The sequence below is a fragment of the Vibrio iocasae genome, assembly GCF_042245395.1.
In the GTDB taxonomy this organism is placed as follows: Bacteria; Pseudomonadota; Gammaproteobacteria; order Enterobacterales; family Vibrionaceae; genus Vibrio; species Vibrio iocasae.
Window position 1 is genome coordinate 1,970,016 of sequence record NZ_CP145310.1, and the last position, 15,311, is coordinate 1,985,326.

Genomic DNA, 15,311 nt, shown 5'->3' on the forward strand with positions numbered 1-15,311 from the left:
ATTATCTCTCCTGTATCACTTTGACAGACTGCCCTGGTACCACTTTGTGCAATCCAGTTACGATGACTTCGTCACCGCTCGCTAAGGCACCTTGTACATAGACACGGTGGCTGTCTGAGTAAATCACTTGAACTGAACGGCTCTCGACTACTTTTTGGCCTTCATTTTCAGAGATAACATAGATATTCCATGTACCTCTTATGCCATCGATCAGTGCTGTATTCGGTAGCCAGTAACCCGTTTCAGAGAATGTTTTTTGATAGGACAAACGGGCAAGTTCTCCATCCAGCACTTCAGCTCCACCTTCAAGAGAAAAACGTAACCTTACGTTTCTTGAGTTCAAGTCAATATTGGATGGATGAGAAATAAGTGCTGCTGAGAAAGTGTCGTCATCCACACTGACGGAAAAGTTGCCTTTCTTGATGATGTCTTTTGCATCACCTTTATAAACCCCAATCACCGCTTCTTTGTTCCCAGAAGACAATAGCGCTAATGTAGGCGCACCTACTGATACAACGTCCCCTAAAGAGACGAATCTGTCGTTAATAATTCCTGAGTATGGTGCTTTAATGACAGATTTTTCCTGCTTTAATTGGTTCGCGTTAATAGAAGAGTGTATACGCTCTATATTGGCTTCATGGGATTCTTTTTGGCTGCTTAAAGCATCGATGTCAGCCTCCGAACTGAATCCCTTTTTTCGCAGTGAACGTTGTCTGGCAAGGTTGGCATCAGTGAGTTTAAGTTGAGCCTTTATTTCGTGTAATTGAGCTTCCAACTGCTTCTGCTCAGTTTTCAATAACTGGGTATCAAGAGTGATCAGAGCCTGCCCAGCCTGAACTTCTTCACCTATGTCTACCATGATTTGCGATACTTTCCCGGAAAGCTCAAACCCGAGATTTGCTTTCTGGTTTGCCTGAACTGTACCAACGTACTCTCTTACTACGTTGTAGCTGTCGCTCATAGAAGCTTGTTTCACTTCGACGGCTAGAGGCTCAGGGGGCTGGTACTTATTTGCTGATGAATCAGTACAAGCTGATAAGAGTGCAGCCGTTAATAGAGCAGCAGATGATAATTTGAAAGGTCGCATAGTTCTCTCTGGGTCTGGTCACGAAAGAACTCTAGCTTATTATGGGGATGGTATTTAAAACGATAACATATGTTATCAATTTAGCTCATCGATGAATGTACATGGCTAAGATAACAGACTGGCAAAGCATTAACATATGTTATCGCTTGTACCGATAACATCAAATTACAGTATGCATGTAAATAAAATGTAACCATAAAGGAAGTCTATGAAGACACTTGCTTACTCAGCTATTGTATTGTCCGTTTCATTTTCAGCCGCTGCTCGTATTGAAGAGTCTCCGGGGTTCAGCGGGGAGTTGACCGCACTGCTAGGAGCAACCTACGAAAAATCAAACTTTAATACAAACAATCAAAGGAAAACGGGGCCTGCAAACACGGTAGGTCAGTCTGAAACCGAATTTCTTGCAGTGCCATTAGGTCAACTTCGATTTACCTTCGGTCGTGGCCAATATCATCAAATCTTTGTAGGTACTTCACGAGAAGATATCTCTGTAGGCGACTTCGCTCTTGAGCTTGGCTATAAAGTAGAAGTCGGAAGGCAATCTAGTATGGCATTTTCCTATCTTCCGTCGTTGGCTGGAGAGACGTTTGCCGACCCTTACCTATTAAATCAAGATCGTAAAGTTGTTGATGTATCCAGCGACGCCTATAGGATTAAGTATAACAATGTCTTCAGTACCCCTTTTTCACTAGATGTAGCCTACTATACTGTCGATTTAGACGAAGAGTTGTCAGGAAGTACTTATGGTAGTTCAGCCCCTCAACTACTCGACCGAAAAGGGAATGGGCTCTATTCTAAACTCAGTTTTGCAGGGCATTTATCACCAACATCGATATTCGAACCTTCAATCGTGTATAAAGATTTCTCTGCAGACGGTGATGCAATGTCAAATCGCCAATTAGGTGTGGAATTGGCTTATAAAGTTGGTATCTCTAGACACGCTTTAGCGCTATCTGCAACATACAGTTCATTTGAGTACGATTCAGAAAATCCAATCTTTAATAAAACACAAGAAGATAAACAAATGGGGCTATTTGTAGCCTACGAGTTTCACGGATTAGCGGGCTTGGACAATTTAGCTTTTAACGCAATCCTGGGCTACGACCAAACTACCTCTAACATAGAGTTTTACGAGGTAACAGAAGCGATAGCAGGTGTAGGGTCTACGATTAAGTTTTAGTCACCTCAACATCCCCACAGTATACAGCCCTTATGCGAGGGTTGTATAAACACTAATTCTCAAACATAGCTATACTCATTACAGTTCTCCATAAAAACAGTCTACCATGCTTACATTTAGGCGTACGTTCACTTTCCTGATATTCATGCTTCCTTTGTATCTTGATGCAAAAGAACTCAGGCTTTGTGGTGTTGCGTGGCCGCCTTATACTTTGGCAGAAAACGGCAAAATTGTCGGTGGTTTATCCCATGAGGTGTATACCGAAGCTTTCAAGAGGTTGGACATCAGTTGGACTGCTGACGAAGTCCCATGGGCTCGTTGTCTTATGTATGTAAAAATGGGTAGATATGACGCAGTCATTGATAATGCCCCTCTAGAGCCTTTCATTACGGGAAGAAATCCAACCGCGCATTATGCTTTAGCCATTTATGTCAGGAGTGACTTCCCTCAAAATGAGTTTTCCTGGGAAATGCTTCGCGGTAAGGTTATTGGTGTAGTTAGGGGGTATGACTATACGAAATCAATTCGAGATTTTGATGGCTGGATAAAAGAACCCGCAACCACGGATGAGCTTATGCTATTGAAACTCCATGCTAAGCGATATGACTATGTGCTTCTTGATGTATACAGTGCCAGCTCTATGTCAGAAAAAACAGGTGTACCGATAAAAATGTTGACCCCGTTAGTTGACTCAACAAATCTTTATCTGGCCTTTAATTCAGCGAACAAAAAACATGCCTTAAAATATGACCAAGTGATAAGTGAAATGATAAAAGATGGAACAATGGATTTGATATATCGCTCTCACTTTTCTTTTACCTACAAAAATCTATTCAAGTAAACTTAGCTCATAGCTCAATTGTATCGTCATAGTTTAAAATTCCCGTATACTCGTTATCTCTAGATCTTACCGAGAATGTACGGGTACAAGACCAACAAAGGTATTTCTTAATATGCCTCCTTCGATATCAACTCAATTTGCTCATTTAGAAGTAACTCATCAAAACAAGTAGGTGTTAACTTTTCCTCTTCTGGAATAGAAAACTCAAATGCTAATTGTTCATTGATAACTTGCCACTGCTCACGCAACCACTGGTTGTGTGAAAGTTCTTTGTTCTTTTCTTCGTTCAAAAAGAATTGCCTATAAACTGGCGAATGCGCTGATGCTATCAACTTCCAGGCAAGTTTGCCTAAAGAGTGTTTGGCGCCATAATCAGCTTCATTCACTGCTTCCACTAGTGCGAAGAGTTGTTTCGGAATATGCTCATTTACAACTTGAGCATTTTCAGACAATAAGGTGGTGTGTCTTACACCATCCATAAAAAACGTCAGAGGTTTTGGGTTGTAGAGCATAAAGGCATAGTACTTTGTGCAAAATTGGTAAAGGAGTATGTTTTCCGATTTAGTCTCGTCTAAAGTCGACATCAAACTTCTGGCATATTGAGATGCGAAGTTCATCAGATGTTGACTAACATGCAACCAAAGACTTTCTTTATTCCCAAAATGGTGAAAAATCAACCTGTGTGTCACGCCTGCATGACGAGCAATACCCCTGATAGTCACATTCTCGTAACCATACTCATAAAACAGCATCATCGTTATTTTTACTATATGTCGCTTTGTTCTTAATGTAGCTTCTCTACTTCGTCTGCCTCTTTTTTTTTGAACAATCACAATCATTACCTTAGGCGCAAAAAGTTAAGTACTGATATCCCACCAAGCTTAAGGATTTTCTTTATACTTCCTTGTCTTGTTTGCTTTGCCACTGATGGCAATATTTCATCAATATAGGTCACGATTTCTGTTCTTTTAAAAACTAGCGCCCACTCCCTAGCCGTCATGCCTGCGTGATTTTCACTCGTTACTGAAGCATTGAACTTGACAAGAAGTTTAAATATTTCCAATTGCCCTTTGAACGCGGAAGCCATCAATGGAGTATTCCTTTTTGTATCGGTAGAGTTAACATCAACGCCGCACCTTAACAGTGCTTCACAAAAATCCTTCTCTCCGTAATAAACAGCGAGCATTAGCGCGGAATATCCTCGATGATTTTTTTCATTCAAATCCATTTCAGGACGCTCAGATATAATACGAACAAGGCCTGGTAAATCACCGCTTCGAGCGCAATCAAAGATATCTGAGTTACTTCGATAGGTATTTTTATAGTTTGACCATTTATTACTCATAGTATGAATACGACTCTGTGTAGATAATTTTGAGAGGCCGACCATATACTTTGGCCGGCATGTGACTGAGAAGGATTACTCTTCTACAAAAAGCCCTAGAGCTTTAGCTATACCTTCACCGTATTCCGGGTGAGCCTTATAGCAATTGCAGATATGGCGACGTTGTACCTCTACAGAGGCACTGCCTATACTTCGCGCTGTATTTTCGAACAGTGTATTTTGCTGTTCTTTTGTCATTAAGTTGAACAGGTTTCGAGGTTGAGTGAAGTAGTCACTATCATCCTCACGGTAGTCCCATTGAGTTGCATTTGAATGTAGCTCTAGCGGTGGTTCCTTAGCTTCTGGCTGCTCTTGCCATAATCCATAACTATTAGGTTCATATGCCTTTGTACTGCCATAATTGCCATCCACTCGCATAGCGCCATCGCGATGGTATGAGTTTACCGGGCAACGCGGTTGGTTAACTGGAATAAAGGAGTGATTTACTCCCAGACGGTATCGTTGCGTATCTCCATATGAGAACAGGCGCCCCTGTAACATTTTATCAGGAGAGAAGCCTATACCCGGTACAACGTTTGCCGGATTAAATGCTGCTTGTTCAACTTCAGCAAAGTAGTTTTCAGGGTTTCGATTGAGCTCGATAACACCAACATCAAGAAGTGGGTAATCTTCTTGTGGCCAAACTTTGCTCAAATCGAAAGGATGGAAGCGATAGTTAGCGGCATCACTTTCTGGCATTATCTGCACTTTCAAGTCCCACTTAGGATAGCTTCCATCCTCGATTGATTCGTATAAGTCTTGTTGATGGCTTTCACGATTTTTACCGATAAGTTCTTCTGCTTCCTGATCGGTGAGGTTTTCTATTCCCTGTTGAGTCTTTAGGTGAAACTTAACCCAAAACCGCTCGTTATCAGCGTTTATAAAACTGAATGTATGACTGCCAAACCCATGCATATGGCGGTAGGTGCGAGGAATACCACGTTCACTCATCAGTATCGTAATTTGATGTAAAGCTTCAGGAAGTTTTGTCCAAAAATCCCAGTTAGAGTCCGCACAGCGCATATTTGTTCTTGGATCGCGCTTAACCGCATGATTTAGATCGGGAAACTTAAGAGGGTCGCGTAGAAAGAACACCGGAGTGTTATTCCCCACCAGATCCCAGTTTCCTTCATCAGTATAAAATTTTAGTGCAAACCCACGGATATCACGCTCTGCATCTGCCGCCCCTCGCTCACCAGCAACAGTGGAGAAGCGCACAAAAAGATCGGTTTTCTTGCCAATGCGTGAAAAAATGTCTGCTTTAGTGTATCTCGTTATGTCGTGAGTTACTGTAAAGCTGCCAAATGCACCTGAGCCTTTCGCGTGCATACGACGCTCTGGGATTACCTCTCTGTCAAAATGAGCGAGCTTTTCCAAAAACCATGCATCCTGAAGTAGCATTGGGCCTCGAGGGCCTGCTGTCTGAACATTCTGGTTGTCTGTAATGGGGCTTCCGTTGGACGAAGTTAGCTTGTTATTCATTGTATTTTCCCTTTAGTTTTAAACACATAAGACTAGGTGGCCTTGTGGCAATGCATCGCGTTTAACTATAAAGGGGTTGAATCTGAATGAACGATAACATTTGTTATCAATGTTGGTTTTTAACCTATGCAGCAAATAGATCACGTGAGTAATACTAACTTTCTCTGTGTAGGCAATAATTTTTGTTTTGATAACATATGTTATCGTTGAGAAAGCGCGCCTGTCCTTACAATAAGGTATCTTCTCACTAAAGGTACAAAGCATGCGCGTATTAGTTGTATTCAATCATCCTTACGAACGCAGTTACTGCAACTCTATTCTTGAATCTATTAAAGAGGGACTCGCAGAGGGCCATCACGAATTTGACCTCATTCACTTGGACAATGATAACTTCGATCCAGTGATGCGAAGCAAAGATCTTCAGGCGTTTGCTATTGCTCGTAACGATCCGGAACAGGCATACAAGCTACTTGATCCTCAGGTATTGGAATATAAGCTACGAATTGAACGCGCTGAACACATCGTCTTCATTTTTCCTATTTGGTGGGAGCTGATGCCAGCGTTAATGAAAGGGTTTATAGATAAACTTATCTTCCCTGGTATCGCATACGAGTACAGAGGTAAAGGTACTGGTATGGCAACTACTTTAACCAACTTAAAAGGCATTACGATGGTAACTACCATGAATACTCCTTCGATTGCATATAAGTTGCTGTTTGGAAATGCAATTAAAAAAGCCGTTATGATGGGCACGTTTTGGAAAATAGGCATAAAAAACAGAGAATGGATCAACTTAACTAATGTGAAGGGGGTATCCAACAACAAGAGGCAGCAATGGTTGTCGAGCATACAAACCAAGTTTGCAGAACTCTAAGTAACGCTGTATGTCGGAGGCAACATGCCAAACACCAACATTCCTGCAAAAAGCTGCCCGTTTTGTGGAAGCACTTTGTTATCAAAGGAATCGCGCGTACCAGCTTGGGGAAGCGATTCTCCGGAAGAAACGATTGTGTGTAATGATTGTGCAGCCTCCGCTCCAGTGTACATATGGGACTTGAGAAGTCATGTAGAGATAGAACAAGACCATCGATTAAAATAGAAAATCGTTATTTGTCAAACTGTGACTAAGCATATTCACAGTTTTCTATTTCCGACAGCGTATCCGGCTAAGCGAGACAGAAGTTATACCCAGATACGATGCGATATAGTGCTGAGGAATTTTTCTTATAATTTCAGGATTGTTCTTTACCAAATCTTCATATCTTTCTTGGGGACTATCTTTTATTCGGGATAAGAAGAGTCTCTGATAGTGTCTCATGCGTTCACATAGAATTTTAAATACAGCATCTTTCACCTCAGGATACTCTTCTATCTTTGATTTAAATTGTTCTTTAGGAAAGACATACAACGCGGTTGGCAAAATAGTTTCAACGGTGAATGGGCTCGGTTCATCGAACATAAAGCTATCAAACGATGTAAAAAAACTACCTTCAAGAAAAAACTGAAACGATACATCATTACCATCTTTGTTAAACCAGGATCTTAAACAGCCACTTTCGACATAAAATACAGAATCAGTAACCTCCCCCTCCCAAATAATGGTCTCTTTTTTTTTCAGTTCGACTTTATTGGCGTTTGGAAAATAGCTTTGCCAGAGATTTTTCATGTTTTCCACAGCACTTTCCTTTCAATTAGTACTATCAATTATTGATTATAGGAATCAATACCGTAAAACGTTTGCTTTTCTAATAGAAAATAGAAAAGAGGGCAATGCATCAACATGCCCTTTGTTAAACCGCTATTGTAGATAAGCGTTCATCATCCAGGTATCTTTTTCTTGTTGACTAATATAGCCGCTCAACAGAGCTGCGGTACCTTCATCACTGAGATCAGTAGCATTAGATAAGATATCTCTCTGTTTGATTAACAGTACTCTATATGACTGAAGAATCTGCTCTATCGCTCCTTTACCATCTGTAATATCAATGGCTTCATCTATGTCTGAAAGTTCTAAATATTGAGCGTAACTATGAATAGGTTTACCTTCCAGAGTCAAAATTCGTTCCGCTATCTCATCTACTTTAATCACTAGATCATCATATATTTCTTCAAATTTAGCATGTAGCTCGTAAAAAGCCCTGCCCTTGATGTTCCAGTGAAAACCACGCACATTCATGTACAGAACCTGATAATCTGCCAATAACACATTAAGCTGATCCACTAGTTCAAGAGATTTGTTCTCATCCAAACCAATAATATTTTCTTTCATTTATCCTCCGGGATACCTGGGTTGACTCTCTATCGTTACATTGGAGGAATATAAGGTAAGTCAATGAAGTAACACGATAACATTTGTTATCAGTTACACAGATTCAATAACGACACACCCTTAGTTCAGAGAGCGTTCAAAGAGCAAATACCTCTATTGTTGCAATCTCGGCACCAGTGAATGGAAGTTATATTTATTTTTCCTATATAAGGATCTACTTATAATGCATCCCATCAATCACGAACACTTATCAGGAATACATTATGAAAATCGCTAAATACTCACTACTTTTTTCTGTTATTGGTGGCGCCTTAATTACTAGTTTGAGCAACTATCAGATTTGGTTCTTGTTGAGCTTACTAAAGTAATGCATTGGTTTGGGATTACTTCCAACCTATCTTCCAGATAACCGAGTCTTTTAACTCACGCCAATCAATCTGGTACTTATGTAACTCACTTTATATCAGTTGACCTGACGCTAAAAACATAACTTTAACGTTTATTGCGTTGCGCGAAAGCGCTAATAGTTAGCACCTCAATACAGATATCACACAAATTACTATTTCAAATGACGACCACCATCGAACTGCAAGTTTCTCCCAGTCATAAATCGACTATTTAGAAGTAACTTCACTCCATCTATCACTTCTTCAAATCCAGCTTCTCGTGGAAGCAACGCTTTAGTTAGCGCCTTGGTTTTATACTGCTCTCCATCATTTGGATTAAACTTGAGCAAAGCAGGTGAAATAGAGTTAACTTTGACGTCTGGTGCCAGCAGAGATGCAAAAGACAGCGTTAGATTATTCATTGCAGCCTTACTCGCTGCATAGGCTATGTGTTTCTTGCTGCCCTTTTCCGCCACAAAATCCCCAATATGAATAATGTCAGCATATTGATTGTCCCTAAGTTGATGCTGTAGAGCTAAGTTGATCTGGTAAGGAACCGAAGCATGAATCGTCATCATACGATGTATCACTTCGGCTGCGTCCATCGATACCTTTTCTTTGCCATTCGGATCTGGCATCCAGTCTGATGCGTTATGGATTATTGCCCTTAGACTTGAAAAATTTCGAACAAGCTTCGCGAGCAACTCACCAAGCTGTTCCTGACAATAAAAATCCACTTGATATAAGTGGGCCCCCAGTTCCCTGAGGTGATTTAGTGTTGAGTATTCCGTACGATAAGTTCCGACCACCTCATAACCATCTTGCAATAGCTTTTCTGCCAACGTATAACCCAACCGCTTTCCAACACCCGTGATAAGCACAACCTGACTCATTGAAGAAACTCCGCTCGTGTCTGAGGGTTGGATTTGAATATTCCACCTAACGCTGTCGTTGAAGTGCTGGAATTCACATCCATCACTCCACGTGACTTAACACAATAATGTGTAGCATCTATTGTGACTGCTACGTTTTGCGTCTCAGTTAAGGTTTGTATAGCCACCAGTATCTGTTGGGTAAGTCGCTCCTGTACCTGAGGTCTCTGAGCAAAAAAGCGAACAATCCGGTTTATTTTAGACAAGCCAATAACTTTAGACTCTGGCAGATAAGCAACCTTTGCCATTCCATCTATAGTGACAAAGTGGTGTTCACAGGTAGAGGTAAGGGCAATATTCGAGACTTTGACCATCTCATCAACACCCATTTTGTTTTCTATCACGCTTATCTTTGGGAAGTTGGCGTAATCCAAACCCGAAAAAATCTCGTTCACATACATCTTTGCAATTCGATGAGGCGTCTCAGCGAGGCTATCATCTGTAAGATCTAACCCTAGAACACCAACCACTTCGGTGAGTAATCCCTTTATACGAGCGTACTTTTGTTCGGGGGTCATATCGTTAGGAATGATGGGCGTTTCTAACCCTTGTTGAGTCAGTGCCTGTTTAACAAGTTTTGCTTCTAAGCTAATCATAGTATCCCCCTTACCCGGTCACACTTTCATTCGCTGAATAGCTCAAGGTTAGAGATACAGAGTCAGCAAATCTTAAAGCGTGAGGTTTATCTATGGTCACTTTTGCAAAACTCACCCATGGATGATCAATACATAAACCCAGTACATCACCAGTAAGTTTCTCTAGAAGTAAAAATTGTCCGCTCTCGACATGCTGGATAATGTTTTTACAGATAGTTTTATAGTTGAGTGCATTTTCAACATCATCACTCAAACAGAAGTTATTTGCGGGATAATGGATTTCTGCATTGATAACAATGTCTTGTTGTTTTTGCTTTTCATCTTCGTTAAAACCAATAAAGGTTCTTAGTCTCAGATTAGTGATGTTAATGATCGCGTTATGACTCATGGTGACTTCTCGTTGATTAACATAATCATTAATTACGTTGTCCCGCATGAAAGCGATCACTTCCAACCTATCTTCCAGATAACCGAGTCTTTTAACTCACGCCAATCCATCTGATACTCGTTACCGGTAATCATAGCTTCCATAACGCACTCAGTGACACGTTGCTGTTCATCGAAAGTCACGGAAGTAATCATAAAATGCTTCTCTTTCCCGGACACACTTACCTTAGTCCACTTACTGTTTTTAAGAGCTTTTGGATTAACCTGGTTCATTCGATATCCTGAACGGAAAGAAAACGAATCTGATAAAGATGTAACGCAAAAGGCCCTGCTTTTTTATCGGCAATTAACAAACCAACTTGTTTTACATCCTCAGCACTTAATATCGGTGCATCGCTGAGTAACCGGCCTCTGAACACCGCCTGAAAGTCCTTTAAGGCAAACTCTTTCTTCAGTAACTGTCCTTTGACTGTCGAAAAATCGTGTTTATAGTTGAACCGATAACCATCCTTCAAAGTTGAGAGCCTCAACTGATAAGAACGACCATCCCCCAGAAACGTGAGCTCAACTTGTTCGACATCTAGCCGCAGAGTCTCCACTGTTCTATTCACCGAACTAAAACCGCCATTGTTAGCCAATGAAAGTTCACCGGAAAACTTACTCGACTGATCACCATAAGTGAGCTGACCGAGAGAAATGCCACCCATAACATTGTCATTGGTAGCACGCCACGATTGATGTTCGTTCGGTTGAGTTAAATCGATCATAGTTGCTCCCGAAGCGGCGATTGGTTTAGATAAAAAGATAGAAATGATGAGAAATAGCCAGTATGGACTCAGCCGTTCTCGAATGCCGGGACGATTAATAAACCCATTACGCATATCGGTGCCCCTTCTGTTAAACCGTTTTGTTGGTAGTTAGCGCTACACAATGCTTGATAAAGTCTGAGTAGTTTGAAAGATTACCGTAGTCTATCTTCAGTGAACCATGGAACATCAACGTTACTGTCACGTCTTTGTAACCAATCCAACATGTATAACCATCATAATCGTGCCAGGCATACATCTCACCGAGTTGATACTTATGATCCGTTCTATCCCCGTGGGATCGAACTTGGTCGAACACTCTAAGAAAGTCTTTAACAGAAAGTCGGTTATCCATATATCACTCCTTAGCCGATCGAATGGTAAACAATGCTCATTTTTCCAGCATTTATAGCTATGAGTTACGATCAAACTAAGAACAAAGATCACCATGCTTTGCTGAAACGCTCAGTTCTGAAAACTTAAAATACCCATAACTTGAATAGGGATAATTTGGGTGCCACATTTATAAATGAACTCAACATTAGGTAAGAGAAGAGAAAGGCTGAAGAGCCAGACGAAACCTACCGAGAGGACAAGCAGATGGCACACAACACGATCAAGGGAAACTACGAAAAGTTAACGGAACGGCTAAACAAATTTCCTCAAGGGGTTCCGCCCAACGAAACGCTTTTTAAGATTCTTAATGTCATGTTTAGCGAAGAGGAAGCGCGTCTGGTTTCTCTACTCCCTATCAAACCTTTCACTGTTGAAACCGCTGCCGCTGCATGGGGGCAAGATCTGGACAAAACAGCTGAGCAGTTGAATACGCTTGCCTCCAGAGCATTGCTGTTGGATCTGGAAGATGATCAAGGCTCGCAAACCTACGTGCTTCCTCCTCCGATGGCAGGTTTCTTTGAATTCTCGTTAATGCGCACTGGTGGAGAACTTGATCAGAAAGTACTTAGCGAACTCTTTCATCAATACATCAATGTAGAAGATGAGTTTGTCACCCACCTTTTTGGAGCCGGAGAGACATCACTCGGTCGTGCCTTTGTAAACGAAAGTGTATTAAGCGAAGACAACGCTCTACATGTGCTGGATTACGAACGTGCCAGCGAGGTAATAAAAACCGCCAGTCATATCGGTGTAGGCATGTGTTATTGCAGACATAAGAAAGAACATATTGGTGAGGCGTGCGATGCGCCAATGGACATCTGCATGACCTTTAATAACACGGCGAGATCCCTTATCAAGCACGGTTATGCGCGGCAAATTGACGAAGGAGAGTGTTTAGATCTTTTAGATGAAGCATACAAGCACAACTTAGTTCAGTTTGGAGAGAACATTCAGAACAAGGTTAACTTTATCTGTAACTGTTGCAGTTGTTGCTGTGAAGCCTTGGTTGCGGCGAGAAGAGTCGGGTCTACACAAGCAATCCATACCACTAACTTCCTTCCTGTCATCGACTTCGATAACTGTAACGGTTGTGGAAAATGCATCGAGGTTTGCCCGGTAGACGCCGTGACATTGAGTTCTAAACACGACCATAAGCACAAAAGAGCGAAGGTCGCGTTGTTAGATGAAGACACCTGCCTGGGTTGCGGTGTCTGCGCAAGAGTATGTACCAAAGATGGAATCAGCCTGAAATCAAGAGAAAAGCGGGTTATTACTCCTATAGACTCCACTCACAAGGCGGTGTTGATGGCAATCGAGCGGGGCACATTGCAGCATCTGATCTTTGATAATCAAGCGCACCTAAACCATAGGGTTATGGCCGCAATTTTAGGTGTTATCTTGAAGCTACCACCAATCAAACAAGCATTGGCTAGTCAGCAGTTTAAATCTAAGTATTTGGTTTCATTACTTGAACGGTATAACAAGAAAAGTGAGGTAGCCTCAACTGCCCATTAGGCCGCACGACACAAAAAGCAACAGCTAAAACGTTTGACGCGACAAAACAGAAAGGTCAGCTCAGTATAATTCCGGACCTAATGATAGAATTATCCACTTAGCACTCTTATTATTAGTTTAAGTTGATTCTGCTACAGGGATTGTGGAGTTCGCAGTGATTAAAAGTACAAGCGTTAAGTACAAAAGACCGGAAGATTTGAATGAAGTCGTTGGTCAAGCTCTTGGTTACCCTCGTGACCAAATACTGATTCAGGTTTTTAGTGGTGTTCTGGATCTGGCTATTGTTAATAGTCTTATCTCAGAAATTAAGATTAAGCTACCGGGTGTCGCCTTGCTGGGAACCAGTACCGCTGGAGAAATTGTTAACGGAGAATCCATCGAAGGCGAAATAATCGTCACTGTTACCCTTTTCGAACATACGAAAGTTGCTTCAGCAATCACTAAGCAAAATGACGATTTAGTTGAGTCAGGAACTGAGATTGCACGATCACTAAAGCAAGATGATATAAGAGTTGCCATAGTATTTGGTTGCGGGCTTAAAGATAAAAAAACCATCAAAGGCCAAGCTCTATTAACTGCAATCCAAAGCGAACTTCCCGAGGTACTGATTGCCGGAGGACAAGCCGGAGATAATGGTCACGGTGAATCTACTTTTGTATTTACTGAAGAAGGAATCACCGAGAGCGGTGTTGCCGCAGCCTGTCTGATTGGTAGACAGATATCTGCCTCAAATGCATATAACCTCAGTTGGGTACCAATCGGCAAAAAACTAACCATTACCAAGGTGCAAGGCTCTCGTGTTTATGGTATCGACAATCAAACTCCTTACGATATTTACTGCCATTATCTAGGGCAAGAAGTCGCTGACAATTTACCTTTATCTGCGGCTGATTTTCCTTTTATTTTAGAAAAGGACGGCATTGTGATGGCAGTTCATGCAACGGGGGTAAACGACGATGGTTCTTTTGAATATATCCACGATTTCAATGTAGGAGAACAATTAAAATTTGGCTTTTGTCACGCCGGTTTACTAGCTCTTGGAGCTAAAGAAACCTATGATCAGGTCACTAAACATGGTCCACAAGCTATATTTGTCTATTCGTGCGTTTCGAGAAAGTGGATTCTGGGTGCAGATATCTCCGTTGACCTTTCTTCGATATCTGGCACAGCACCTTCTTCGGGCTTTTTCTGTTACGGTGAGTATTTTAAGCATGATAACGGGAAAGCTTACTTTTTTAGCCAGACCATGACTGTTCTCTCGTTGACGGAGTCCACCAACGAAGTTGATAAAGAAGTCGCTGCAGAACCAGAAACGCTAGTCGATGAGCACTCGCGTCAGTTCCGAACGATGCGCGTTTTGCATCGTTTAGTTGATACATCAGCCAGGGAAATTGAGTCAGTAAACCAACAGCTTGCAAGTCTGGCTCGTCTCGATTCACTCACTGGATTATCCAATCGTCGACGTTTTGACGAAAAACTTCAAAAAGCATGTGACCGTCTCGGTAACAGCAATGCATTTCTCTCAATCCTTTTATTAGATGTCGATTATTTCAAAGCCTACAATGATAACTATGGGCATGTGGCTGGTGATGACTGTCTAAGAGGTATCGGAGAGGTACTACGTAATACCATAACCGAGGATGGTTATACCGCTGCGCGCTATGGTGGAGAAGAGTTCGCCTGTATTTTGCCAGAAGCAACGCATGAATCTGCGATGAGAATAGCGCGCAACATTCAAACCGAGATTGAACTGCTAGGCATTGAGCATAAATCATCAGATGTAGCGAATCACATTACGATGAGCATTGGTGTTCTCACAACCAGATGCAGTAAAAAAGTAGAGATAGAAGACCTTGTGAGTGACTGCGATAAACTGCTCTATGAAGCAAAAAGGAAAGGCAGGAACTTAATTGTTGGTAAAAACGCAGAATAAAAAAACGCCTCTCTACCGGATATAGAGAGGCGTGGACGCCTGAATGAAAAGGTCAGGAGTGTCAAATGAGGTCAACATAGTTACGGGGGTGCTACTTAAATGACCTCACGTTTA

At 41.6% G+C, this 15,311-nt stretch carries 17 protein-coding genes; 5 read left to right on the top strand and 12 right to left on the bottom strand.

Annotated features, from left to right (window positions below; genetic code table 11):
• Window position 1 precedes the first annotated feature (1 nt).
• Window positions 2–1,087 carry an efflux RND transporter periplasmic adaptor subunit gene (locus SNR28_RS08765; protein ID WP_375748828.1) on the bottom strand — a complete coding sequence of 362 codons (1,086 nt, stop codon included), beginning with the start codon at window positions 1,085–1,087 and terminating at the stop codon, window positions 2–4.
• 208 nt (window positions 1,088–1,295) lie between these two features.
• Here SNR28_RS08765 and SNR28_RS08770 point away from each other — a divergent pair, with 208 nt between their 5' ends.
• Window positions 1,296–2,270, top strand: a complete 975-nt coding sequence (locus tag SNR28_RS08770) for a DUF2860 family protein (RefSeq protein WP_375748829.1) — start codon at window positions 1,296–1,298, stop codon at window positions 2,268–2,270.
• Between the two features lie 106 nt (window positions 2,271–2,376).
• Complete coding sequence (locus tag SNR28_RS08775) at window positions 2,377–3,111, top strand: substrate-binding periplasmic protein (RefSeq protein ID WP_375748830.1); 735 nt, start codon at window positions 2,377–2,379, stop codon at window positions 3,109–3,111.
• Between the two features lie 107 nt (window positions 3,112–3,218).
• Here SNR28_RS08775 and SNR28_RS08780 read toward each other — a convergent pair whose 3' ends face one another.
• From SNR28_RS08780 to SNR28_RS08790, 3 genes are all read right to left on the bottom strand, one after another.
• Complete coding sequence (locus SNR28_RS08780; protein ID WP_375748831.1) at window positions 3,219–3,944, bottom strand: TetR/AcrR family transcriptional regulator; 726 nt, start codon at window positions 3,942–3,944, stop codon at window positions 3,219–3,221.
• A 5-nt stretch (window positions 3,945–3,949) separates the two neighbouring features.
• Complete coding sequence (locus tag SNR28_RS08785) at window positions 3,950–4,456, bottom strand: ankyrin repeat domain-containing protein (protein ID WP_375748832.1); 507 nt, start codon at window positions 4,454–4,456, stop codon at window positions 3,950–3,952.
• A 75-nt stretch (window positions 4,457–4,531) separates the two neighbouring features.
• Entirely contained in the window at window positions 4,532–5,977 is a 1,446-nt protein-coding gene (locus tag SNR28_RS08790) for a catalase (protein WP_375748833.1), read from the bottom strand.
• A gap of 262 nt (window positions 5,978–6,239) precedes the next feature.
• On the opposite strand from SNR28_RS08790, the gene SNR28_RS08795 reads away from it, so the two are divergent.
• A complete protein-coding gene (locus SNR28_RS08795; RefSeq protein WP_375748834.1) occupies window positions 6,240–6,851 on the top strand; it encodes an NAD(P)H-dependent oxidoreductase in 612 nt (203 codons plus the stop codon).
• Window positions 6,852–7,121: 270 nt separating this feature from the next.
• Here the strand turns inward: SNR28_RS08795 and SNR28_RS08800 are convergent, their stop codons facing one another.
• The 8 genes from SNR28_RS08800 to SNR28_RS08835 form a co-directional block, all read right to left on the bottom strand.
• Complete coding sequence (locus SNR28_RS08800; protein ID WP_375749923.1) at window positions 7,122–7,643, bottom strand: Crp/Fnr family transcriptional regulator; 522 nt, start codon at window positions 7,641–7,643, stop codon at window positions 7,122–7,124.
• 132 nt (window positions 7,644–7,775) lie between these two features.
• Window positions 7,776–8,246, bottom strand: coding sequence for a Dps family protein (locus tag SNR28_RS08805; RefSeq protein ID WP_375748835.1), 471 nt, complete (start codon window positions 8,244–8,246; stop codon window positions 7,776–7,778).
• A gap of 559 nt (window positions 8,247–8,805) precedes the next feature.
• Window positions 8,806–9,525 (bottom strand): dihydromonapterin reductase, encoded by a 720-nt coding sequence (gene folM, locus SNR28_RS08810; protein ID WP_375748836.1) that lies wholly within the window; start codon window positions 9,523–9,525, stop codon window positions 8,806–8,808.
• Window positions 9,522–10,160 carry a GTP cyclohydrolase I FolE gene (folE, locus tag SNR28_RS08815; protein WP_375748837.1) on the bottom strand — a complete coding sequence of 213 codons (639 nt, stop codon included), beginning with the start codon at window positions 10,158–10,160 and terminating at the stop codon, window positions 9,522–9,524. Before folE ends, folM begins: the two co-directional genes overlap by 4 nt.
• Before the next feature lie 10 nt (window positions 10,161–10,170).
• Entirely contained in the window at window positions 10,171–10,548 is a 378-nt protein-coding gene (gene folX / locus SNR28_RS08820; RefSeq protein WP_375748838.1) for a dihydroneopterin triphosphate 2'-epimerase, read from the bottom strand.
• Window positions 10,549–10,604: 56 nt separating this feature from the next.
• Window positions 10,605–10,820: a TIGR02450 family Trp-rich protein gene (locus tag SNR28_RS08825; protein WP_375748839.1), complete on the bottom strand. Its 216-nt coding sequence runs from the start codon at window positions 10,818–10,820 to the stop codon at window positions 10,605–10,607.
• Complete coding sequence (locus SNR28_RS08830) at window positions 10,817–11,428, bottom strand: CIA30 family protein (protein WP_375748840.1); 612 nt, start codon at window positions 11,426–11,428, stop codon at window positions 10,817–10,819. Before SNR28_RS08830 ends, SNR28_RS08825 begins: the two co-directional genes overlap by 4 nt.
• Window positions 11,429–11,444: 16 nt before the next feature.
• Entirely contained in the window at window positions 11,445–11,708 is a 264-nt protein-coding gene (locus SNR28_RS08835; protein ID WP_375748841.1) for a DUF3081 domain-containing protein, read from the bottom strand.
• 245 nt (window positions 11,709–11,953) lie between these two features.
• On the opposite strand from SNR28_RS08835, the gene SNR28_RS08840 reads away from it, so the two are divergent.
• Together SNR28_RS08840 and SNR28_RS08845 are read left to right on the top strand one after the other, a co-directional pair.
• Window positions 11,954–13,264 carry a 4Fe-4S dicluster domain-containing protein gene (locus SNR28_RS08840; RefSeq protein WP_375748842.1) on the top strand — a complete coding sequence of 437 codons (1,311 nt, stop codon included), beginning with the start codon at window positions 11,954–11,956 and terminating at the stop codon, window positions 13,262–13,264.
• A gap of 154 nt (window positions 13,265–13,418) precedes the next feature.
• Window positions 13,419–15,197 carry a diguanylate cyclase domain-containing protein gene (locus tag SNR28_RS08845; protein ID WP_375748843.1) on the top strand — a complete coding sequence of 593 codons (1,779 nt, stop codon included), beginning with the start codon at window positions 13,419–13,421 and terminating at the stop codon, window positions 15,195–15,197.
• Window positions 15,198–15,311 lie beyond the last annotated feature (114 nt).